Raw genomic sequence first — 21624 nt, forward strand, 5'->3', positions numbered from 1 at the left:
AATCAGGTGGCTCCATCCTGTGACCATGGCCCCTGAATAACACCAGTGGGGTCGCTGGCCTGAATGCCCGCGCGCTGCCCAAGGGCAAGAGTGCAGCGCTGCCCTGGCCAGCTACCACGGCGTTTCAGAATGTTGATCTTGAGATCCTGGTGTTCTCCGGGAATCAATTCCAGCCGAAGCGCGGCCGGTGAATGCTGCTCTGCCTGCCGACGTTCCCGAAACAGAATGCAGACATTGTTACCCGCTTCGGAAGCCAGTTGCAGCCGGCGGATATCCCGGGTGGCCAACTTCCCCGGCCAGGCCATCACCAGGCCTGTGACAGGGGAGCGCAGGCAGTTTTCCAGTGTCCACAGAAAGTCAGCGGGATCGTGAGTTTGAACCAGCACCAGTTGATCGGTATTTACGCCAGCCCTGGCCAGCGCCGGGGCATAAGGTGTGTGGGGCGGGTTCAGCCAGAAAATGGTCTTTCCCTGCCTGGCGACCTTCTGCATAAGCGGAAGTACCAGGTGCAGCTCGCCAATGCCACAGCTGTCCAGCAGGCATTCACTCAAGGCACCCTTGGGCCAGCCGAGCCCACCAAGTTGGTTATCCAGAACCTGATACCCCGTGTGCTCCGCCGGAGAGGCGTGTTTCTGGGGCTTATGACCCTGCCAGATACGGGCATCCTGAAGCAGGTGGTTGAGTGATTTGCTCATGCTTATTTCTCGAGTACTGTTTATATATACAGTATTCGGAAAAAGGGTCGATTTCAACTGCCGGGTTGATAAACGACGGGTGGGCACCCACGATGTGGTTGAAGCCACAAATATAGTGGAGGACGCTATGTCGAATCTTGGCCAGCAAAGCTGCAGCGCCTGCAGTGCCGATGCACCCCAGGTCACGGATGCTGAAAAGCAGACCCTGTTGAAAGACGTGCCTGAATGGCAGTTGATCGTTCAGGATGGGGAAGAGCAGTTACAGCGGGTGTTTACCTTCAAAAACTTTGTCCAGGCCCAGGCCTTTACCAACAAGGTGGCGGACCTGGCGGAAGAAGAAGGCCACCACCCCGCGATATTGTTGGAATGGGGGAAAGCCACCGTACGCTGGTGGACCCATAAAATCGGAGGCCTGCACAAAAACGATTTCATCATGGCCGCCAGAACCGACGAACTCTATTAAAAGGCTTCGTCTACCGGGCTACGAACACCAAAGCCACCCTTGCGAACAACGTGGGTATAAATTTCCGTGGTGCGGACATCGGAATGGCCGAGCAGTTTCTGAATGGTCCGTAAATCGTAGCCCGATTCCAGTAGCCTGGTGGCAAAGCTATGCCGGAAGGTATGGCTGCCCGCCGGTTTATGAATGCCCGCCTCCCTGATAGCGTGTTTGAAGTGCTTTTGCACAGTTCGATCCATCATGTGGTGTCTTCGCCGGATACCCGAGCGAGGATCGATAGAAAGATCCGGCGCGGGAAAAACATACTGCCAATCCGGTTCCTGACTGGCATTGGGGTATTTTTTGGACAAGCCAGCCGGCATATATACCGAGCCACAGCCTTTGGCCAAATCAGCCTGATGCTGCAGAAGTGCCGCATGAATCTGGTTTTGCAGTGGTTGAATCAGACGGTCTGGCAGGAGTGTTATTCGATCTTTGCTGCCTTTCCCTTCGCGAATGATCAACTGCTGCATGCCGAAATCGACGTCTTTGACACGTAAGCGAAGAGCTTCGTTAATCCTCAGGCCGGCACCGTAGATCAGCATGGCCACCAGCTTGAATTCGCCCTTCAGATTATCAATTACCCGCCTGGCCTCGTCCGGGCTGAACACAACCGGAAGCCTCTTGGGCTTTTTTGCCGCTTCATACTCCAGGTTTTCCAATGGTGTTCCCAGAAACTCCCGATAAAGAAATATCAAAGCATTCAAAGCGACACGCTGAGTAGCCACGCTGACATTCGCCTGCAGAACCAGATGGGAAAGAAAGGCTTCAACCTCCGCTGTACCCATAGATTCCGGGTGTTTTCGACCATGGAAGCGGATAAAGCGCTTGATCCAGAACACATAGGTTTTTTCGGTTTTGTAAGCGAGACCGCGAAGTCGGATAAAATTTCTGAGCCGATCCAGAAAGCGTGTGGATTGCGGAGAAATCGGGCAGCGGATGTCCATATCCTGGCTCCTTGATGGTTATGTATAAATATACAGTATTTGATTTTTCGGGATTGTCAATCAAGTATCCAGAAGCGGAGTTATACGAACGCGTTCGCAAAACTCCGGGAAACCAGGGCGAAATGTTGCTAACCTTCTGATAAGTTTGAAAAGGAGTATCGGGGCGTGCGGAGTTATACGCCCCCAATCTGGAGCAGGGGTGGCTCGAACACGGGCGTATAACTCCGGCGGTAGCCGTGGTGGATTCAGGTAATTTTCTGATTTTATTGGTGAAGCTGGGGTTTGTTAGGGCCGAGTTTTTTGGAGTTATACGAATGCGTGTTATACGAACGCGTTCGTATAATTAGCTGTTACGAGCAAGGAATACCATGGCAAAGATCGTAGACCTTGATCACAAGTGGGCGACGTTGGTTGGTCGATTTTTGATCGCCTTCGCTGCAATGGAAAGCCTTACCTTGCGCTGCTTAAAAGAGTGGCTCAAGCCTTCTGTCTACTGCCATGTAATGAATATGAGATTTGCACAGAGAGTCGATTTGGTAGTCGACCTTGCTAGAGAGCAGGATGCACCGGCCGAACAAATTGAAGCATTCATCACTAACCTTAAGAAAGCTCGAAAGCTTGCCGAAAAACGTAATGCTGTCGCTCACAACCCTTTAGTGCTATGCCTTTTCAGCGAAGAAGATAACTTCATTGAAGCTATTGCTTCAGAAAAAAAAGAAGATGAAGTAATTGAATTTTCAGAGCTAGAGCGGTTGGTGGATCAGGCGGAGTCTCTCGAAGCAGGGCTTATGGAAAGTAAGGTCAGACTGAGAGAGCATTTATGGAAGCCGCTCTCGTAACAAGGCCAGGCACGGCGACGCCTTTTTCGTTGCGGCTTCGCCTCCACTACAAAGCCGCGCATGCTGGCTGGCGTTAACTGAAGAGAAGAATGAGAAAACAGATTTGGGAGCTTACTGAACCTGACATAGAGAAACACCCTTTTTGGGTTTTCCCTATGGATGAAGGAGAAGATGAAACTGAAATAAGGCCGGCAAGGGATATGGAGCTCAGTGATCCCAACTCTCATCTTCTGGTTCGAGCAAGGTTTACGGAATCCAACGGTGATGAGTGGCTCGGCTACGTAATCTGGTCAAGACCCGCCGATATTGCATCTTGCCAGCCCCTGTTGTGGCGCAATAGGGAGGCCATCGGATTCTGGTTCGGTATCACGAGACCAAGTTCAGACGATTCTTCCAAAGTATCTTTTCCGGTAGTTGCGAAGAGCGAAGCGCTGCCCGAGTTTGGGGCGATTACCTTAGCTATCCCAGGTCTTTGCTATGCAGATGATTCCGGGGCAATCAGGCACATCAGTTAACCAGTGGGTGAAGCTGACCGGTACTACGCTGCGCTCCGCACCGGCAGCTTACCCAAGGCGTTAAATGTCATGTGTAGAACCTGCGAATCAGAGAGTAGATCAATCTGGACATACATCAGGCTCCCAGAGCTTGAACAAGTTCGGGTGGCAAATTGGATTTCGCTGAAGTTGTGTCCGGAATGCGGCACGCTCTGGTGTTTTGTGCCATATGAGCCGTACGCGAGCTTCAGCTTTCTGGTTAAGTGGCCATACGATGAGAAATGCTTTGGTTCTATCGCCGAAATTGGCGACGCAAGGGTTCTTCATGAATGGCATGGCGCATTTTTGAGAGAGAATTGGCGATCTCTCGCTGCAGATGAGATTGAGGCCATCGATCGTTGGCGGCAACGCACATACATGAGCCACAATCCTATCGACAAGGATTTCGCTGAATATCCCAACGAATATCTGTCGTCGGCATCCGAAATCGTGCGTTACGCCGAGAATACATTTAACAAGTCGCTGTAGTGCGCGGCCGATGGCCGCCGGACGCCCTTTTCATTGCGGCTTCGCCTCCATTACAAGGTCGCCGCTAAGCTCAGCGTTATTGGCCCGGCATTCGTGAGTTTTTAGCAGGTGGGGTGCAAAGGCCTTGGCACCGGGATTGGTTGTAAGCCCGCTCACTCTGGTGATCGCCAAGGCCGGAAAATGCGCTGTTTGGTTTGGTTGCCACAATGGCCAGCAGTGTCGGTATTCATGACGTGCCCCAGTCGCGGGGCCGTCCGTCTTAAATGGTAACCGGGTCGGCGGCTTTTGCGTTCTGGTTCCTGTCGCCATCCGTCGAGTTGGTGCAAGCTGTCCGGGAGAGGGCATGCGGCCTGGGTTTCCAGGCTTAACCATGGTGGTGAACGGCCATTAACCAGGCGGTCAACCGGACGCCAAAAGCGTACCGCTTTTGGTTCCCTCCGCTGCGCTCCGGCGCCGGTTACCTTAGCGTTATGTTTCACCATGAATGAGCTATTAGCGTACTTAGAACAGTGGAAATCCTCCAAATCAAAAATATTTGGTGCTGAAGGCTATGCTGTCTCTATAACCGGAGAGTTGGGAGATACCGTTAAATCTCGCTACATCGAAATTGATGGCAATGGCCTTCTGGGAAGAGCAACACTTTGGGAAAGCGGAAGCTTGGTAGTTGAGGCCATTGACGTCGAGACAGAGAAACAAATTCTCCAAAAGGCATTCGAGACACCTGAAAAATGGCAACTTGATGACAAATTGAATTGGTGGCTAAGTGAGATCGCTACCTACGAAGCCTAAAAACATAACCAGTAGTTCAAGTACGTTCCGGCCTATCGGCCTCCACCGGACCGGTTTTCCGGCGCGGTGCGCCTCCAAACCGGCCGCTTAACATCGGCGTTATGAGTAAATTGAGGAAAGTTGGGTGCCTTTGATTCTTGTATTTGCTCTATTGTTGTTGGTATTCGTCCTATTCAGGTTCGGCATCATCGTGCTTGACCGCCAGGTGTTCGGGTTTCAGGTCAATCCAATCTTGCGACGTGGAAGGATTCGCAATATTCGGGAGTACAAGATCATGCACAACTACATCGAAATGCTCTTCGAGCGAGATCCAGATCTCTTTAACGAAAGCCCCGATATAGCAAGACTAAATACTTTGATGAATGCATACGACAGTGAAAACTCATAACAAGGCCATGAAGGTTGTTCCGGGCCGATGGCCCTCCACCGGACGCCCTTGTCAGGGCGCCGCTTATGGCTGGCGTTATGCGTAGGAGAGAATGATTGGAGTTGGGCTGTTGGGACAAAGCCATGTTAAAGAGCATTGGCTGGGTAGGTGCTGCATTTTTCGTTTACGGCGCGTTAACGCTAGATGCATTTTCCAGCCTGAATAGTGCCTATGGCTTTCTCGCATTCGCCGGCATTTTTAGTGCGGTTTACATTTTGCTTTCGGTGCTTGGCTGGTTAGCGGTCGGTCTCCCCAGTCATTGGGTTATTTGTAAGTATACGAGTGGTGGCTATCGATATTACGTTGTCGTCGCTATTCTGTTTTTTGCGGGTGTTTTGATCTTCTCAAATCTACAGGCTGCAGCTTTTTGGGGGCTGGTCGCGCTGGTACAAGCATTGGTATTCAGGTTTTACCTTACGGGTAAATCGCATAACCAGTAGTTCAAGTACGCTCCGGCCCTAGCGGGCCTCCACCGGACCGCCTTGCCTACGCGGTGCTACGGCAAGTCGGCCGCTTAACATCGGCGTTATGTGTCACGGGGGCTGAATGTCCTTCCCAAAAGATAGAGTCGTTGTTGCTAGCGATGTGAATCCAAGAGACGGTATTGGTGTCGAGATATACCAAGATGACGAGCTTGTGATAGAGATTTTCCGAGATGACACAGAGAGAACTAGGACCGTTACGGTGTTTAGAGATTCGGTATCCTTGGAGTTGATGGAAAAGGCTATACAAAGATTCAAGGACGAAGGCCTATGGGATTTCATTGAATATGATGAGTAAGCACATAACAAGGCCAGGCACGCGACGCCTACTGCATTGCGGCTTCGCCTCCATTCCGTAGCCGCGCATGCTGGCTGGCGTTAACTGAAGAGAAGAATGAGAAAACAGATTTGGGAGCTTACTGAACCTGACATAGAGAAACACCCTTTTTGGGTTTTCCCTATGGATGAAGGAGAAGATGAAACTGAAATAAGGCCGGCAAGGGATATGGAGCTCAGTGATCCCAACTCTCATCTTCTGGTTCGAGCAAGGTTTACGGAATCCAACGGTGATGAGTGGCTCGGCTACGTAATCTGGTCAAGACCCGCCGATATTGCATCTTGCCAGCCCCTGTTGTGGCGCAATAGGGAGGCCATCGGATTCTGGTTCGGTATCACGAGACCAAGTTCAGACGATTCTTCCAAAGTATCTTTTCCGGTAGTTGCGAAGAGCGAAGCGCTGCCCGAGTTTGGGGCGATTACCTTAGCTATCCCAGGTCTTTGCTATGCAGATGATTCCGGGGCAATCAGGCACATCAGTTAACCAGTGGGTGAAGCTGACCGGTACTACGCTGTGGCAAGCCCCCGATACAGTAGACGCCTGATAGCGTTACACTAAACGCAAATCTACAGGTGTTGGCAATGAGCGGAAAGCGTTACTCCGAAGAATTTAAAATCGAGGCGGTCAAACAGGTCACTGAGCGGGGCTACAAAGTGACCGATGTGTGTCGGAGGCTAGGGATTACCTCGGCCAGTCTGCACAAATGGATCAAGCTTTACGGTGATGCGGGCAGTCAACATCAACAGATCAGTGAGCAGCAGGATGAGCTGCGCAAACTGAGAGCGGAGTTGCGCCGGGTCAGTGAGGAGCGTGACATACTAAAAAAGGCCGCAGCGTTCTTTGCCAAAGAGTCCAAGTAAAGTATCGCTTCATCAGGGCTCACAAGAGTGAATTTCAAGTCCGTGTGATGTGCCGAGTGCTGGGAGTCCACTTCAGCGGTTTTTATGCCTGGCTGCATGAACCGGAAAGCTCTCGCACTAAGGCCAACCGTCGCTTGGTGGGATTGATCAAGCAGGCCTGGCTCGAAAGTGGTGGCGTGTACGGCTACCGAAATATCACCCTGGATCTCAAGGACCTCGGTGAGAGGTGCAGCAAAAATCGGGTGTACCGATTGATGAAGACGGAAGGTATCCGTGCTCAGCGCGGCTACAAGCGCCACAAAGGCTATTACGGCGGAGAACCTGCTCATGTCGCGCCCAATCATCTGGATCGCGATTTTGAGGCTCAGAAGCCGAACGAGCGATGGGTGACTGATATTACCTACATTCGAACTCACGAGGGCTTCTTGTATCTCGCCACCGTTCTGGACTTGTTCTCTCGGCAAATTGTGGGCTGGTCCATGAAGCCACGGATGTCGACGGACCTGGTTATGGACGCCTTGCTGATGGCTTCCTGGAGGCGGAGACCGAAACAGGAGGTTCTGATTCACTCAGACCAAGGCTCGCAGTACACCAGCCGTGAATGGAGAGACTTCCTGAAGGACCACCGATTGAAACCCAGCATGAGCCGTCGCGGAAACTGTCACGACAATGCGGTTGCCGAAAGCTTCTTCTCATTGCTCAAGAGTGAACGAGTGAAACGGAAAATATACAAGGATCGGGAAACAGCCCGGCAGGATATCTTCGATTACATTGAGATGTTTTATAACCCGGTTCGCCGGCACGGAAATAACGGTGGGCTATCCCCCGTGGACTTCGAAAAGCGGTATTTCACAAAGCTATCAGGTGTCTAGGATATCGGGGGCTTGCCAGTGCGTGTATGGCCGCCAGAGCCTTGCCCAGTTTCGGATCTTTCAGCGCGCCCAGCCAGCCTTTGCTGGCTTCCGCGCTGGAGTTGATCCAGTGTCGTATGGCCTGAATCACGATGATATCTGCCAGGTGGGCCATCACCGTGACCCCGCCGGGTGATAGTGCGCGGGCTTCCTGCTCCATCAGTTGTATCAGCGTTGTAAGCTGGGCGGGCAGGGCGCCATCGTCGCCTTTTATGTGAATGCACTGTGGCAGTTCACGAATGAGCTTCTGAGCCGCAATCTGGTCGAAGCCAAGCACGCCGCAGGTCAGTCGGGTTTCTTCTTCGCCCGTGCGCTGTTCTTCCGTGCCGGCCCCGCCATAGCGCATGAACTCAAACCGGTCTGTCAGCCGGGTGACGGGAATATCAAAAAAGGGCTCGCACGGCTGATTGTTACTATGGGAGATACAGTGGCCTTCCCCTTTGGGTACCAGCGCCATGTCGCCCGTTTTAAGGAGCAGGCTGTCCTGGTCTTTGAAACGCAACCAGCAGCTTCCCTGGGTGACGATGTGAAACATCATTTTGCCCCCGAGCGGCGGCATCTCCATGCCCCACGGGCTAATCAGTTCGGCAGTCGCGTAGACGGTACCGTCCATACGAAGTGAGCACAGCGTCTCGCCGAGTGGATCGGAGGTTGTCGGCATGCGCCGCTCAAGTTCAGGGATCATTGTTTCTCACGGGTTTTGGACGATCTGCAAAATATAGTAGATAGAAAAGCATTAAGCATCAGTTTTTGTCCTCGTAAACTGGAACCTTCAGTGATCGTTTAACGAGGACCAAACCATGACATCAGAAGTCATCGCTGTTGTTGGCGCCACCGGTAAGACCGGTTCCAGGGTATTGGCAAAACTGGGTGAGATGGGGCTGGAGGCGCGCGGCCTGTCACGCTCTTCTCCCATCCCCTTTGATTGGGCAGACCGCAGTACCTGGGCCGCAGCACTTCAGGGAGTGCGTGCTGCCTACGTTACGTATTTCCCGGATCTCGCGGTGCCGGCGGCGGAAACGGATGTGCGTGCCTTTGTGGCGGAAGCTAAACAGCAGGGTGTGGCGCACCTGGTATTGATGTCGGGGCGTGGAGAGGCGGGTGCACGGCGGGCAGAACAGGTACTGGAAAGCAGCGGGTTGGACTGGAACGTGGTTCGCGCCAGCTGGTTTATGCAGAACTTCAGTGAAAGCTTTATGCTGCAGGGCCTGCAGGCGGGTGAGCTGGTGCTCCCCAGGCCCAACGCCAGGGAACCATTCATCGATGTGGATGACCTGGCCAGTGTGGCGGTAGCGGCGCTGACCAATCCCGCATTGAAAAACCAGGTACTGGAAGTTACCGGTCCGGAGCTGCTCTCGTTCGAGGAGTGTGTGCATGCGATTGCTGCGGCCAGTGGCCGTGAGATCCGGTTTACGCCGTTACCGGTGGAGGCCTATCTGGATGGCGCCAGGGCGCAGGGTATGGCAGACGACATGGCGTGGCTGATCAACGAACTGTTTGTGAACATTCTTGATGGCCGCAATGAAAGCACCACTCCAACGGTTGAACAAGTGCTGGGGCGGCCTGCGCGCCGGTTCAGGGACTATGTTGCTGATGTTGTGCCTATGGGGGTGTGGTAATTGGGTGATCGCTTGCTTGAGGTTCGATATTGTCTGTGTCCGGAGTTTATGAAGAAGTTTATGGTTTTGTGAACTTTCCACGATAGACTCAGAGGACTGACGATAATACTGGATTGACAGCCAGTGTTGACCGAAAGGAGCCCTCAGCTGCATGCCGCGCACGGTATTGATAATCGAAGACAATCCCGGTATCGGCGAACTGGTCCGCATGCAGGTATCCGACCTGGGCATGACTGCGGTTCTGCGGGACCGGGGCGACAGCGGCCTGGCGCGGTTCCGGGACGGTGGTATTGATCTGGTGATTCTGGACCTCATGCTTCCAGGCCTGGATGGCCTGGCGGTGTGCCGGGAGATACGCTCCAGTGCGGACTATGTGCCGGTGCTCATGTTGACCGCAAAGAGCACCGAGCTGGACAGGGTGCTGGGGCTGGAAATGGGGGCGGATGACTACCTCACCAAGCCTTTCAGCGTGGCGGAACTGTCCGCTCGCATCAAAGCTCTGTTCCGGCGGGTGGACGCGCTCTCCCGGAAGAACTCACCCGAAGACGACGTGGCGGAGATCGAGGCGGACGGGCTGCGGATTGATCCGGTTCGACGCCGGGTCTTCCTGGAGTGCCGCGAGCTCGATCTGACCGCCCGTGAGTTCGATCTTCTGTGGCACTTTGCTTCCCATCGTGGCCGGGTTTTCAGCCGGGCCCAATTGCTGGATGCCGTCTGGGGGTACAATCACGACGGCTACGAGCACACCGTAAACACCCATATCAACCGCCTGCGTAACAAGATTGAACCCGATCCGGCCGAACCACGTTACGTTCAGACGGTCTGGGGCGTGGGCTATCGGTTTATGGATTAACCATGGGCCTTTCCGTGCTTCGAACCCTGTATGCGAGGCTGGCCATTGGTCTGTTCCTACTGCTGTTGGTGGTGGGCGGGCTATTTTCTTTGCTGAGTCTGGCCTCGGTCAGGGAGTATTCGGCTGCCGTTAACCAGCAACTGAACCGGAATCTGGCGCAGAATCTGGTTTCTGACCGAAACCTGGTCACCGATGGCCAGTTGAATCGGGATGCCCTGAAGCAGCTGTTCGAGCTGTATATGACGATCAATCCCAGCCTTGAGATTTACCTGTTGGATACCGATGGGGCCATTCTTGCCTATTCCGCCGATCCGGACCGAATCAAGCGCAATCGGGTATCCCTCGGACCAATCCAGACACTGCTCGAAAACCCGGACGCCTATCCTCTGCCGGGGGACGACCCTCGTAGTCACGATCGGCAAAAAGTGTTCTCTGTGACCCCCGTTCCCTCGGCAGCCGCCCCTGCCGGCTACCTTTATGTGGTTCTGAGGGGCGAAGAATTCGACCTCGCGGAGAGCATGGTTCACAGCAACCGGTTGTTGCAGATGGGCGCAGGCGCCCTGGCGGTGAGCCTGCTCGTGGGGCTCCTGGCCGGGTTGGTATTCTTCCGAATGTTAACGCGGCGGCTGTCCCGGCTGACTGAACGGGTGGAGTCGTTTGAAAGGGAATTGTCCTCTGAGCAGAGTCCTCCACTGGCCGAGAAGGGCGACGACATTGATTACCTGGCCTCTCGGTTTGATCTCATGGCGCGCCGCATTGTGGCGCAGCTGGATCTCCTGAAGCACAAAGACGCCCAGCGTCGACAGCTGGTTGCTCAGGTGTCTCACGATCTTCGAACACCGCTGGCGTCCATTCAGGGCTACCTGGAAGCGCTGCGGATGAAGCATGAGACCCTGGAAGCCGAGGAGCGAGGCCGGTTCCTGGCGGTGGCCCTGTCAGAAACACACCGGTTGGGCAGGCAGGTTGAGGAGTTGTTCGAACTGGCCGCCCTGGACGCCCGTGAAAAACAGCCGGATATCGAGCCGTTTGTCATGGCTGAGTTGCTCTACGACGTCGTTCAGAAGCATAGGCCAGCAGCAGACCGAGCTGGTGTTGAGCTCATCATTTCGGCGACAGAGACCGAGAGCGTGCTGGCGGATATCGCGATGACCGAGCGGGTTCTGGACAATCTCATCAATAATGCCATCGTCCATTCTCCGCGGAATACAAGAGTCATACTCACGATGTCAGTACGGGATGGTGGAGCATCGATCACTGTTGCCGATGCTGGGCCTGGCATCCGCCAAGAAGACCTTGGCCAGGTGTTTGACCCCTTCTACCAGGCCGCCGGAGCCGAACGCACCGGGCATGCCGGCCTGGGACTTGCGATCGCCCAGCGCTTGGTCGTCCTGCAGCATGGCAGGCTCTCAGCGCACAATGCGAACGGTGCTGTCTTTACCCTCTGGCTACCGTTAGCTTCCTCCAGCTAGCTTTCCGCTGCGTTATAGATTTGTGATAGTTGCTGAACGTTTTTGTGAATTCAGATCGCTAGGCTGTGATTATGGATTCAAGCGAGGAGAAGTGTCATGAAACGCAAAGTTATAGGCCTGTTTTCCGCCCTGGCGCTGGTCTCCGCCGCCGGTCTTTTTGCGGCACAGGTGGCAGCAGAGCGAGTGGATAGTGCAGGTAATGCCTATGCACCGGATGATCCGGATCTGGCCGTGGCAACCTTTGCTGGCGGCTGTTTCTGGTGCGTGGAAGCCGGCTACGAAAAGATTCCTGGTGTTGTCGAGGCAGTGTCTGGCTACGCTGGTGGAGAAGAAAAAAATCCGACCTATAAACAGGTCTCTTCCGGGCGCACAGGCCACACTGAAGCCGTCCAGGTATATTACGACCCGGATAAAATGACCTATGAGGGCTTGCTGGCCGGCCTCTGGCGAATGATGAATCCGACCGACCTGGAGGGCCAGTTCGTTGACCGTGGTCGGCAGTACCGGCCCACCATCTTTTACCACAACGAGGAGCAGAAGCGCCTCGCAGAGGCGGCAAAGCAGGCACTGGAGGCTTCCGGCGTCTATGACAAACCGGTGGTGATCCCCATTGAGCCGCTCAAGAGATTCTATCCGGCGGAGGAATACCACCAGGACTACTACAAGAAGAATCCGGTCCGCTACAAGTTCTATACCTTCAATTCGGGGCGTTATCAGTTTATTGAAGAGGTCTATGGCGAGGATTATGAGCTGGATTTCTCGCGCTATCAGCCCAATACCGGAGTCAATGACTCGATGCCTGCGGAGGACGATCCGACAGAAGCGGCGGCAAGCGGGGGTTTTAACCCCGAACGTTTTCAAAAGCCGGATGACAAGACTCTTCGGCAGCGTTTGACGGACATGCAGTATGAGGTCACGCAGGAGGATGGTACTGAACCCGCCTTCAACAATACCTACTGGGACAACACCAGGGAGGGGCTTTATGTGGATGTCGTTTCTGGTGAGCCGCTGTTCTCCTCACGGGATAAGTACAAGTCCGGTACCGGCTGGCCGAGCTTCACTCGCCCGATTACGCCAGAGGCAGTGGTAGAACGTGAGGACAAGTCGTTTTTCATGACCCGGACGGAGATTCGCAGTGCCCATGCGGATTCTCATCTGGGCCATGTCTTTGACGATGGTCCGGCACCGACGGGATTGCGCTATTGCATGAATTCCGCAGCCATGAAGTTCATCCCGCTGGAGCAAATGGAAGCCGCGGGGTATGGCAAATGGATCGACGCTGTCGAGTAAGATTGCGCGATAATAGCGTCGGAATAATTTACATGACTGGCTTTATGTTCTAATAAAGGTTTTAAATATCAATAAGATATAAATAGGCACGCTATGTGCTTCCTTGCTGGCAACGTCATTATCTCTGGAAGAACCAAATAAGGAAGTACAGATGAACAAGTTGGGCAAAGCGCTTTCTGTTGTTGCAGTGTCCGGGCTCGCCAGCGTTGCCAACGCGGGTGTTATCGAAACCGTATCTGGCTGGAATGGCTCCAGCGAAATAGCCGCCTTCGGTGAATCTAACAGTGCTACGTACGGACAAACCTTCAAGGTGGGCGGTTCTGAAACCCAGCTGGATAGCTGGACGTTCTTCCTGAACGACAGAGTTAACCCCGATTACGTGGACTTTGCTTTCTATGTAATGGACTGGGATGCTGCCACCACCCGCGCGACCGGCTCCGTGCTTTTCCAGAGTGCCGCTGTGTCCTCAACCAACAACGGTGGTCTTGATGGTATGGAAGAGTTTACCTTCAACACCGGCGGGTTGAATCTTGTCGGGGGTAACGACTACATCGCGTTTATCAGTTCGACCGGCTTGTTCGATGGCCAGACTGGTACCGCCTCTGCAGGCTCCCTGCGTGACGAGTCTGCCTATCTGGACGGTGGCTTTTTCTGGCAGAACAACGGCAATAGTGCCGGTACCTGGGATACCCAGAGCTGGAGTTCCGGGTCGAACTACGGCGACCTGGCGTTTTCAGCCTCCTTCTCGTCCGCCGCGAAAGTGCCTGAGCCAGCCAGCCTTCTTTTGCTCGGCCTTGGTCTGGCTGGGCTGGGCTTCTCGCGCAGAACGAAAGCCTGATCCCATTGAAAACGGACGCCGGCACACTATGTGCCGGCTTCGTTCCATTCAGGGGGTTGCGTTAACGCACCCGAACCTGATCGCCGTCTTCCAGGCCACGGCCGGGGTGCCGGACCACCTGAACGCCCTCCTGCAGTCCCTGCGTTACCTGGGTCATTAAACCGTTGGATGGTCCTGTCGTGACTGTCCGGCGTCTCGCCGTTTCGCTCTCAACCATGAAAACCGCAGAAGCGCCGTTGTATTCGAAGATCGCTGAGGTGGGTACCTGCAAGGTGTCTTCGCTTTGCCACAGGATAAAGTCAGCGTCCACCCGGTAGCCGTCTCCCAGCTGTCGCCACTGCTCCCGTGGGCTGACCATATCGGCAATAACCTGAACCCGTTGTTCTTCCACGCCCAGAGCGGATACATCCTCAAACCCGATAGGCTCGATACGACGAACCGTTGCTTCCAGTACCGGCCCGCCCCAGCCACTCAGTCGCACGCCAAGGCCGGGTTCCAGTTTGACGGCATCGAAACTCAAGACCTCGACCACCACTTCCAGAGCGCCAGGGTCTCCGACCTCCAGTATCGGCTCGCCGGCCTGGATGACGCCCTCGCTCTGGCGAACCAGTGCCAGAACCGCACCGTTAACCGGAGAGCGCACGGCGACCCGCTCGGCAGGTTTCTGGCCATTGGAGGACGCGGTTGAAATCTGCAGCCGGGTTTGAGCGGCGGCCAGTTCATGGGCGGCCACCTCTTCATCAAACCGGGCGGAACGCAGGATTGCCTGTGCCCGGGCTGCCGTGGATTTCGCTTGTTGTAACTGTTCGGTGGAGACAAAGCGGGATTCTTCCAGAGCGAGTAGGCGCTGGTATTCATTCTGAGCGAACTCAGCATCAGCCTCCGCCGCCTGAACCTTTTGTTGGATGGATTGAAGTGCCGCCTGGGCGGCGGCTGCCCGAGCCTCGGCTTCGGCGCGGGTTCGGGCGTCCAGGATGCTGGCGGGCGTCGGGTCCACAAACGTCAGTAGCTCCCCGGGAATCACCGCGTCGCCTACGTCCAGCTGAACCCGGTGAATATAGCCGGCCACGGGGGAGGAAATCAGATAGCGATCTTTGACCCGGGTTTTACCCTCTTCAAGAATGGTCACTTCCATGGGGCCGCGTTCGACGGAGGCAAGGTCAACCCAAACGGGCTCTGGCCGCAGGATAAGCGCGAAGACGATGGCTGCCACCGAGGCCATCAAAAGCCAGAAGGCCCATTTTCCTTTGGAGATGCGTTGTGTCGCCATGTTGGGTCCCATGTGAGTGTGTGTGAATTATTCCCGGGTTTTCAGAACCGCGACAAGGTCCAGTTTACGAAGTCGCCACCAGGTGATGAAGCCGGAAATCAATGCCGACAAAATGACCACGTTGGCCGCCAAGGCCAGGGTTTGGCCGGTCAGGACCAGGGGAACGCGATAGAGTTCGGTCTGCATCGCGGTAACCACAAAACTTGCCAATCCAAAACCAACCGCCCAACCCAGAGGAATTCCCAGTAACAGCAGTATGGCCAGTTCTCCGAGCAGAATGTGGGCGACTTCGTTGTGGCTGTACCCCAGTACTCTCAAGCTCGCCAGGTCTCGCCCTCGTTCGGCCAGGGAAATCCGCGCGGTATTGTAGATCACACCAAAAGCAATAATGCCGCCGAGCAGGCTGATGATGAAGGTGTAGGTCAGGAAGGTGCGCGCGAGAGTCTCGAAGAAGCTGTCGAGCATGGCCTGTCGCAGATTGGTGGCCATCACTCCCGGCGTATCCCGGAGTTCCTGGTAGACGGTGTTGGTTTGCTCCGGCGCCAGATTCATCAGCATCTGGTTCACTCTCGGGCCTTCACGCAGCGCCTTGTTCATGGCGGTCAGATTCATGTAGGCGCCCACACCGAGGAACTCGCTGGTAATGCCAGCCACCGTGAGGTCCAGTTCCGGGCGTCGGCCTTCCAGCACTCGCACCCGAACTGTGTCTCCGGTCTCAACATTCAGGGCCTTGGCCAGAAAGTCGGTTACCAACAGGCCGGCAGCAGGAATGGCCACGTTCTCCAGATCCTGGTTAACCACAAATTGCAGTTTGGCGTCCCGGGGTAAGCCGGTGAGCACCGTGCGCCATCTGCGGTGTTCGTTAACCAGCTCTACCGTAACGGCCCGGCGTCCTTCGACGTAACGCACACCGGATTGGCGCGCCATTCCGTACAGTGCGGTCGGGTTGACCGGGTCGGTGAGTGTGGCGGTCAGGTCCTGCTTCTGCACCCGGGCGAATTGGGTGTGCACCATCAGCGAAACAGAGCTGAACTGGAAATTGCCAACCACCACGATGGCCGTGGCCATGGCAATGCCAAATACCGAGAGGGCGGTTCGGCCTGGCTTGCGGGCGAGCTGCCTGACGATCATGCGTGAAGGCTGATGAAAGCGCACCCAGCCCAGCAGCCGTTCGGTAATGGTAATCCGGTATCGGGCGGGGCTCTCGGGCTGCATGGCTTCCGCCGGGGGCAGGGCGGCCGCAGCGCGGATGGAGCGCCAGCCGCCGAGCAGTGCAACTGCCATGCTGATCAGGGCCAGTAACGCCAGCCACCAGGGATTGATTCGGAACAGTAGCGAAGGGAAGCGGTAGTAATCCATATACAGCTCTCCCAACCGATGCCCCAGCCAGAGGCCACTGGCGCAGCCGATGGCAAGCCCGGTAAACGCAATGGCCAGCACCAGTTGGCTGTAGTGCCAGCCGATCTGGCCATTGCTGTAGCCGAAGGCTTTGAGAATGGCGACGATTTCCCGCTGGGTACTGATCAGGCGTGTCACCACCACATTCAGCAGAAACATGGCGACGCCCATAAAAATGGAAGGAAAGATAATCGCCATGGCCTTCAGCTGCTCGAGCTCGTCACTGAGAAAACGGTGTGAGAACTGGTCAGCCCGGGCGAACGCACCGGTACTGCCGTAGCGCGCCAGCAACCGGTCCAGTGGGTCGATCACATCTTCCACAGGATGCCGCGGGTCGATCTGCAGTACCAGGCTGTTGAAGGCGCCCCGCATGTCCATGGCGGCGGCCAGTGCTTCCTGATTCAGCCAGAGCACGCCAAAGCGCTGATAATCCGGCAGCATGCCCCCCGGAGGTATCACGTAGATGAATTCCGGCGACTCGACAATGCCCACGATTTTCAGGGTTTGTTGTCGGCCATTGATGATGGCGTTGAAACTGTCGTCCAGAGTGAGCTGGTGCGCATCCGCGAAGCTGCCAATGATTGCGACTTCATTGGCGTGGGTGGCGCTTGGCAGTCGACCTTGCCGGACATACAGCTGGTTTACCTCGGGTTGGCCGGTCGGAGGAACAGACACCAGGTGGGCCGACACAGGTTCATCGTAATCGGGGAGATTGAGCTTCGCGGCGCCTTCCACCCGGCCGCTCAGGCGGGTCACACCCGGTAGCTCGGAAACCGTTTGCAGCACATGGCGGGGGGCCCGTTTTACCGAAACGAAAACATCAGCAAACTGGTGCTCCTGATAGTACTGATCCCGGGTGGCTGTGAGGGAGGAGTAATTGACCAGGGACATCAGGCAAACCGCGATCCCGCCCGCAATCACCAGCGCGATCGCCAGCAGCTGGCCGCGCATCTGCCAGATTTCCCGTCTCAGTTTGGTGTGCAGTACGCTCGGCCCGAAAATCATGGCATCACCAGCTCAGGGTGTTCGGGTCCTGGCGTTCTGAGTTGCGGTGCTCACCGCTGATCACGCCATCCGAAAGGGTGATCACTCTGTCCGCCATGTTCGCGATTGAAGCATTGTGGGTGATGATCACTGTGGTGGTGTCGGTTTCCCGGTTGGCCCGTTCCAATGCCGCGAGGACCAGAATACCGGTGGCCGAGTCCAGGGCTCCGGTAGGCTCATCGCACAGCAGCACCCGGGGTCGCTTGGATATGGCTCTGGCAATGGCCACTCTTTGTTGCTCGCCACCGGAAAGCTGAGCTGGGAAATGGTCCAGGCGACTGGCCAGGCCCACCATGTCCAGGGCTTCTTCCGGCGCCATGGGGTCACGGGCAATCTCGGTCACGGCGATGACGTTTTCGCGGGCGGTCAGGCTGGGGATGAGGTTGTAGAACTGAAACACGAACCCGACATAATCCCGGCGATAGCGGGTAAGCTCCCGGTCTGAGGCGCCGGCCAGGTCGATGTCCTGATAACGAACTTCGCCGGTGGTGGGCACATCCAGTCCGCCCAGAATGTTCAAAAGCGTGGATTTGCCTGAGCCTGAGGCGCCAAGCATCACTACCAGCTCCCCAGGATAAAGGCTGATATCGACCCCTCGCAGGGCATGTACTTCCACATCGCCCTGACGGTAGGTTTTGGTCAGGCCTTTCGTTTGAAAGACAGGAGCGGTCCGGTCGGCGTGACACGCCATGGCAGGTTCCATTGCAGTCCAGTTGATCCAGAGCCGAGTATAGCCCAATACCGATGACCGATTATTGATCCCGCGCAGACGTATTCCACGTGCGTACCCGTGCCGGATTCGGTTACAGTCATGCCACTAACCCTGTAAAGCCAATGGGAGAAAACGGAATGAGTGACCCAACTTACACACCTCCGAAAGTCTGGAAATGGGATCCGAACAACGGCGGCAAGTTCTCTAACATCAACCGCCCCATCGCCGGCCCTACCCATGAAAAAGAGCTGCCAGTGGGGGAGCATCCGTTCCAGCTTTATTCCCTGGCAACGCCCAACGGTGTGAAAGCAACGGTCATGCTTGAGGAGCTGCTGGAAAAAGGCATCAAGGAGGCGGAATATGATGCCTGGCTGATTCGAATCACCGAAGGGGATCAGTTCAGCAGCGGGTTCGTGAAGGTGAATCCCAACTCCAAGATCCCTGCCATGCTGGATCGCAGTGTGGACCCGGCCATCCGGGTTTTTGAGTCTGGTTCCATTCTGTTCTACCTGGCGGAAAAGTTTGATGCGTTTCTGCCCAGGGACCCGGCCAAACGCACAGAAACCATGAACTGGCTGTTCTGGCAGATGGGCAGTGCGCCTTTCCTGGGAGGCGGCTTTGGTCACTTTTATGCTTACGCGCCAGAAAAGTACGAGTACCCCATCAACCGCTACACTATGGAAGTGAAGCGCCAGTTGGACGTGCTCGATCGTCAGCTGGCGGATAACCAGTACATTGCCGGTGATGAATACACCATCGCCGACATGGCCATCTGGCCCTGGTACGGAGCCCTGGTGAAAAACATGGTGTACGAGGCGGCCGAATTCCTGGAAGCCCACACCTATACCAACGTGGTTCGCTGGACCGACGAGGTGGCCAAGCGCCCGGCAGTTAAGCGTGGCCGTATGGTGAACAAGGCCTGGGGCGATCTTGCCTCCCAACTGCACGAGCGGCACGATGCCAGCGATTTTGATTTGCGCACCCAGGACAAACTGGAAGGCAACGCCTAAGCCATAGGGAGGAAGGATGGCTCTGCCCGACGCACTTACCGAAGACCGGATCTACCATCGGTGCCCGCTGGACAAACTGGATTTTGAAACCACGGAAAGCCTGGAAGATCTGGTTCTGCCCTTCGGTCAGGACCGGGCACTGCGTGCCCTGGAATTCGGGGCCAGCATGAAGGCCCAGGGGTTTAACCTGTTCGTGTTGGGGCCCTCCGGTGCCGGCAAGCATGAGCTGGTACGGCGGGTATTGGCCAGCCATGCCGCGGAAAAACCGGTGCCGTCGGACTGGTGTCATGTGTTCAATTTTCAGCAGTCGGACAAACCCGGGGCCATTGAGCTGCCGCCGGGGGAGGGGCGCTTGTTCAAGGCCGATATGAGCGAACTGGCCAACGAACTGAAGACCACCATACCGGCCACCTTTGAAAGCGAGGAATACCAGGCCCGTATTCAGGAATTGCAGGAAGAGGTTACCCGGCGCCAGCAGCAAGGTCTGTCTGAGATTCAGGAAGAGGCAAACGCCAACAATATAGCCATGCTCACCACCCCGGCCGGTTTTACCTTCGCGCCCATGCGCAACGGCGAGGTGATTGAGCCTGAGGAATACAAGACCTTCTCCGATGAGGAAAAGGAGTTGGTGGAATCCAAGGTGGAAGACCTCCAGAAAAAGCTCCAGCAGGCTATCCAGCAGGTGCCCCGGCTGCGCAAGGAAGTCCGGGAGCGGGTCCATGCCCTGAATGAAGAAATGGTTCAGCTTACCCTGGGCGGCCCCATGGGGGAGCTGCGCGAGAAGTGGGGGCACGTGCCGGCCGTGGTGGCTCACCTGGACGCGGTGCGAGAGGATGTGGTGGAGCATGCCGAGGCCTTCCAGGATACTGAAAACGGCGCACCGGCAGGGTTGTTGAACCGCTACCGGGTGAACCTGCTGGTGGATAATGCCGAGACCCTTGGGGCCCCCGTCATCTATGAAGATCTTCCCAACCACCAACACCTGGCGGGCCAGATCGAACACCGGGCCCACCAGGGTAACCTGTACACGGATTTCACCCTGATTCGGGCCGGGGCTCTGCATCGGGCCAACGGTGGCTACCTGATCCTCGACGCCCGGCGGGTACTGTCGCAGCCTATGGCCTGGGAAAGCCTCAAACGCATACTCTTTTCCGGCGAGATCCGCATCGAATCCCTGGAGCGCCTGTATGGCCTCGCCACCACGGTAAGCCAACAACCGGAGCCGATTCCGCTTTCGGTAAAGGTGGTGCTGCTTGGCGACCGGATACTGTATTACCTGCTGTCCCACTACGATCCGGACTTTCTGGACCTGTTCAAGGTGGAAGCGGATTTTGAAGACGACATGGAGCGGGATGAGGCCAGCTACTTACTCTACGCCCGGATGATTGCCACCATGGCCCGGTCGGCTGGCGTAAGAATCCTGGACAGGGAGGCGGTTGCCAGGTTGATTGAACACGCGAGCCGTCTGGCCAGCGATCAGAACAAGCTGACGGCCCATGATCGTGTACTGAAAGATCTGCTCACCGAGGCGGATCATTGGGATGGCGTGGCCGACAGCCCACACGTGTGCGCCAGCCATGTGCAGCAGGCCATTGACGAGCGGGACTACCGGGCGAGCCGGGTCCGCGAGCGTAGTCTGGAGCAGATTCGCCGGGGTGTGGTGATGATTGCCACTCAGGGCGAGCAGGTGGGGCAGGTGAATGGTCTATCGGTACTGCAGCTAGGCGCCACCCGCTTTGGTCAGCCCACCCGAATTACCGCCACGGCGCGCCCTGGCAAGGGCCAGGTGGTGGATATCGAGCGGGAAGCCAAGCTTGGTGGGCCGATCCACAGCAAGGCGGTGATGATTCTGTCCCGGTTCCTGGCCAATCGTTATGCGCCGATGAATGAGCTTTCACTGTCGGCCAGTCTGGCCTTTGAACAATCCTACGGTGGCGTGGAAGGGGATTCTGCCTCGGTGGCGGAAACCTGTGTGTTGTTGTCCGCCATCGCCGGCGTTCCGCTCAAGCAGTCCCTGGCGGTTACCGGCTCCATGAACCAGCATGGTGAGGTGCAGGCGGTGGGTGGCGTCAACGAAAAGATTGAAGGCTTCTTCAATGTCTGCCGGCAGGACGGCGGCGTAAACAGCCAGGGTGCCTTGTTGCCGGCCAGCAATGTGGAGCATCTGATGTTGAATGAATCGGTGCGGGAAGCGGTGCAGGACGGAAGGTTCTCCATTTATCCCGTTACCCATATCGACCAGGCCATTGAGTTGTTGACGGGCTTGGAGCCGGGGCAACCGGATGCTGATGGCGTGTTCCCTTAGGGCAGCTT

Annotated in this window: 21 protein-coding genes; 15 read left to right on the plus strand and 6 right to left on the minus strand. The window is 56.0% G+C overall.

What is annotated here, in order from left to right; all coding sequences use genetic code 11:
• Positions 1-2 precede the first annotated feature (2 nt).
• On the minus strand, positions 3-695 hold the full coding sequence (imuA, locus tag ACAM27_RS09830; RefSeq protein ID WP_369611864.1) for a translesion DNA synthesis-associated protein ImuA: 693 nt from the start codon (positions 693-695) through the stop codon (positions 3-5).
• 127 nt (positions 696-822) lie between these two features.
• Between imuA and ACAM27_RS09835 the strand changes: the two genes are divergently transcribed.
• Positions 823-1158, plus strand: a complete 336-nt coding sequence (locus ACAM27_RS09835) for a 4a-hydroxytetrahydrobiopterin dehydratase (RefSeq protein ID WP_011784492.1) — start codon at positions 823-825, stop codon at positions 1156-1158.
• Here the strand turns inward: ACAM27_RS09835 and ACAM27_RS09840 are convergent.
• Positions 1155-2141, minus strand: coding sequence for an integron integrase (locus ACAM27_RS09840; RefSeq protein WP_369611865.1), 987 nt, complete (start codon positions 2139-2141; stop codon positions 1155-1157). The two genes, ACAM27_RS09835 and ACAM27_RS09840, sit on opposite strands and share 4 nt — an antisense overlap.
• A gap of 368 nt (positions 2142-2509) precedes the next feature.
• On the opposite strand from ACAM27_RS09840, the gene ACAM27_RS09845 reads away from it, so the two are divergent.
• The 7 genes from ACAM27_RS09845 to ACAM27_RS09875 all read left to right on the plus strand — a co-directional run bounded on the left by ACAM27_RS09845 (position 2510) and on the right by ACAM27_RS09875 (position 7769).
• On the plus strand, positions 2510-2980 hold the full coding sequence (locus ACAM27_RS09845; RefSeq protein WP_369611866.1) for a hypothetical protein: 471 nt from the start codon (positions 2510-2512) through the stop codon (positions 2978-2980).
• A gap of 89 nt (positions 2981-3069) precedes the next feature.
• Complete coding sequence (locus tag ACAM27_RS09850) at positions 3070-3495, plus strand: hypothetical protein (RefSeq protein WP_369611867.1); 426 nt, start codon at positions 3070-3072, stop codon at positions 3493-3495.
• A 144-nt stretch (positions 3496-3639) separates the two neighbouring features.
• Complete coding sequence (locus ACAM27_RS09855) at positions 3640-4002, plus strand: hypothetical protein (RefSeq protein ID WP_369611868.1); 363 nt, start codon at positions 3640-3642, stop codon at positions 4000-4002.
• 480 nt (positions 4003-4482) lie between these two features.
• Positions 4483-4791 carry a hypothetical protein gene (locus ACAM27_RS09860; protein WP_369611869.1) on the plus strand — a complete coding sequence of 103 codons (309 nt, stop codon included), beginning with the start codon at positions 4483-4485 and terminating at the stop codon, positions 4789-4791.
• Positions 4792-5301: 510 nt separating this feature from the next.
• Entirely contained in the window at positions 5302-5658 is a 357-nt protein-coding gene (locus ACAM27_RS09865) for a hypothetical protein (protein WP_369611870.1), read from the plus strand.
• Positions 5659-6094: 436 nt separating this feature from the next.
• Positions 6095-6520, plus strand: a complete 426-nt coding sequence (locus ACAM27_RS09870; RefSeq protein WP_369611867.1) for a hypothetical protein — start codon at positions 6095-6097, stop codon at positions 6518-6520.
• Between the two features lie 98 nt (positions 6521-6618).
• Positions 6619-7769 (plus strand): IS3 family transposase gene (locus tag ACAM27_RS09875; RefSeq protein WP_374730284.1). Its coding sequence is split into 2 segments (ribosomal slippage): positions 6619-6856 and positions 6856-7769, totalling 1152 coding nucleotides; the frame shifts between segments, so codons are not numbered across the junction.
• On the opposite strand, the gene ACAM27_RS09880 is transcribed toward ACAM27_RS09875, so the two are convergent.
• Complete coding sequence (locus tag ACAM27_RS09880) at positions 7747-8493, minus strand: cupin domain-containing protein (protein WP_369611872.1); 747 nt, start codon at positions 8491-8493, stop codon at positions 7747-7749. The two genes, ACAM27_RS09875 and ACAM27_RS09880, sit on opposite strands and share 23 nt — an antisense overlap.
• Before the next feature lie 115 nt (positions 8494-8608).
• On the opposite strand from ACAM27_RS09880, the gene ACAM27_RS09885 reads away from it, so the two are divergent.
• The 5 genes from ACAM27_RS09885 (at position 8609) to ACAM27_RS09905 (ending at position 13877) form a co-directional block, all read left to right on the plus strand.
• A complete protein-coding gene (locus ACAM27_RS09885) occupies positions 8609-9427 on the plus strand; it encodes an NAD(P)H-binding protein (RefSeq protein WP_369611873.1) in 819 nt (272 codons plus the stop codon).
• A 151-nt stretch (positions 9428-9578) separates the two neighbouring features.
• The gene (locus tag ACAM27_RS09890; RefSeq protein WP_369611874.1) at positions 9579-10280 is read left to right on the plus strand and encodes a winged helix-turn-helix domain-containing protein; all 702 of its coding nucleotides are present in this window, start codon (positions 9579-9581) and stop codon (positions 10278-10280) included.
• A gap of 2 nt (positions 10281-10282) precedes the next feature.
• Positions 10283-11749, plus strand: a complete 1467-nt coding sequence (locus ACAM27_RS09895; RefSeq protein WP_369611875.1) for a sensor histidine kinase — start codon at positions 10283-10285, stop codon at positions 11747-11749.
• Positions 11750-11845: 96 nt separating this feature from the next.
• Complete coding sequence (gene msrB, locus ACAM27_RS09900) at positions 11846-13039, plus strand: peptide-methionine (R)-S-oxide reductase MsrB (RefSeq protein ID WP_369611876.1); 1194 nt, start codon at positions 11846-11848, stop codon at positions 13037-13039.
• A 151-nt stretch (positions 13040-13190) separates the two neighbouring features.
• Complete coding sequence (locus tag ACAM27_RS09905; RefSeq protein WP_014421834.1) at positions 13191-13877, plus strand: PEP-CTERM sorting domain-containing protein; 687 nt, start codon at positions 13191-13193, stop codon at positions 13875-13877.
• 61 nt (positions 13878-13938) lie between these two features.
• On the opposite strand, the gene ACAM27_RS09910 is transcribed toward ACAM27_RS09905, so the two are convergent.
• Genes ACAM27_RS09910 through ACAM27_RS09920 form a run of 3 tightly spaced genes read right to left on the minus strand, consistent with a single transcriptional unit; the run spans position 13939 to position 18292 of the window.
• The gene (locus tag ACAM27_RS09910; protein ID WP_369611877.1) at positions 13939-15147 is read right to left on the minus strand and encodes an efflux RND transporter periplasmic adaptor subunit; all 1209 of its coding nucleotides are present in this window, start codon (positions 15145-15147) and stop codon (positions 13939-13941) included.
• 27 nt (positions 15148-15174) lie between these two features.
• Positions 15175-17550 carry an ABC transporter permease gene (locus tag ACAM27_RS09915; RefSeq protein WP_369611878.1) on the minus strand — a complete coding sequence of 792 codons (2376 nt, stop codon included), beginning with the start codon at positions 17548-17550 and terminating at the stop codon, positions 15175-15177.
• Positions 17551-17554: 4 nt separating this feature from the next.
• The gene (locus ACAM27_RS09920; RefSeq protein WP_041654795.1) at positions 17555-18292 is read right to left on the minus strand and encodes an ABC transporter ATP-binding protein; all 738 of its coding nucleotides are present in this window, start codon (positions 18290-18292) and stop codon (positions 17555-17557) included.
• A 146-nt stretch (positions 18293-18438) separates the two neighbouring features.
• On the opposite strand from ACAM27_RS09920, the gene yghU reads away from it, so the two are divergent.
• Positions 18439-19311 (plus strand): glutathione-dependent disulfide-bond oxidoreductase, encoded by an 873-nt coding sequence (gene yghU / locus ACAM27_RS09925; RefSeq protein WP_121206301.1) that lies wholly within the window; start codon positions 18439-18441, stop codon positions 19309-19311.
• Between the two features lie 16 nt (positions 19312-19327).
• The gene (locus ACAM27_RS09930; protein ID WP_369611879.1) at positions 19328-21616 is read left to right on the plus strand and encodes a Lon protease family protein; all 2289 of its coding nucleotides are present in this window, start codon (positions 19328-19330) and stop codon (positions 21614-21616) included.
• Positions 21617-21624: the final 8 nt, after the last annotated feature.

Source organism: Marinobacter sp. RI1 (genome assembly GCF_041155085.1).
GTDB classification, from domain to species: Bacteria; Pseudomonadota; Gammaproteobacteria; order Pseudomonadales; family Oleiphilaceae; genus Marinobacter; species Marinobacter nauticus.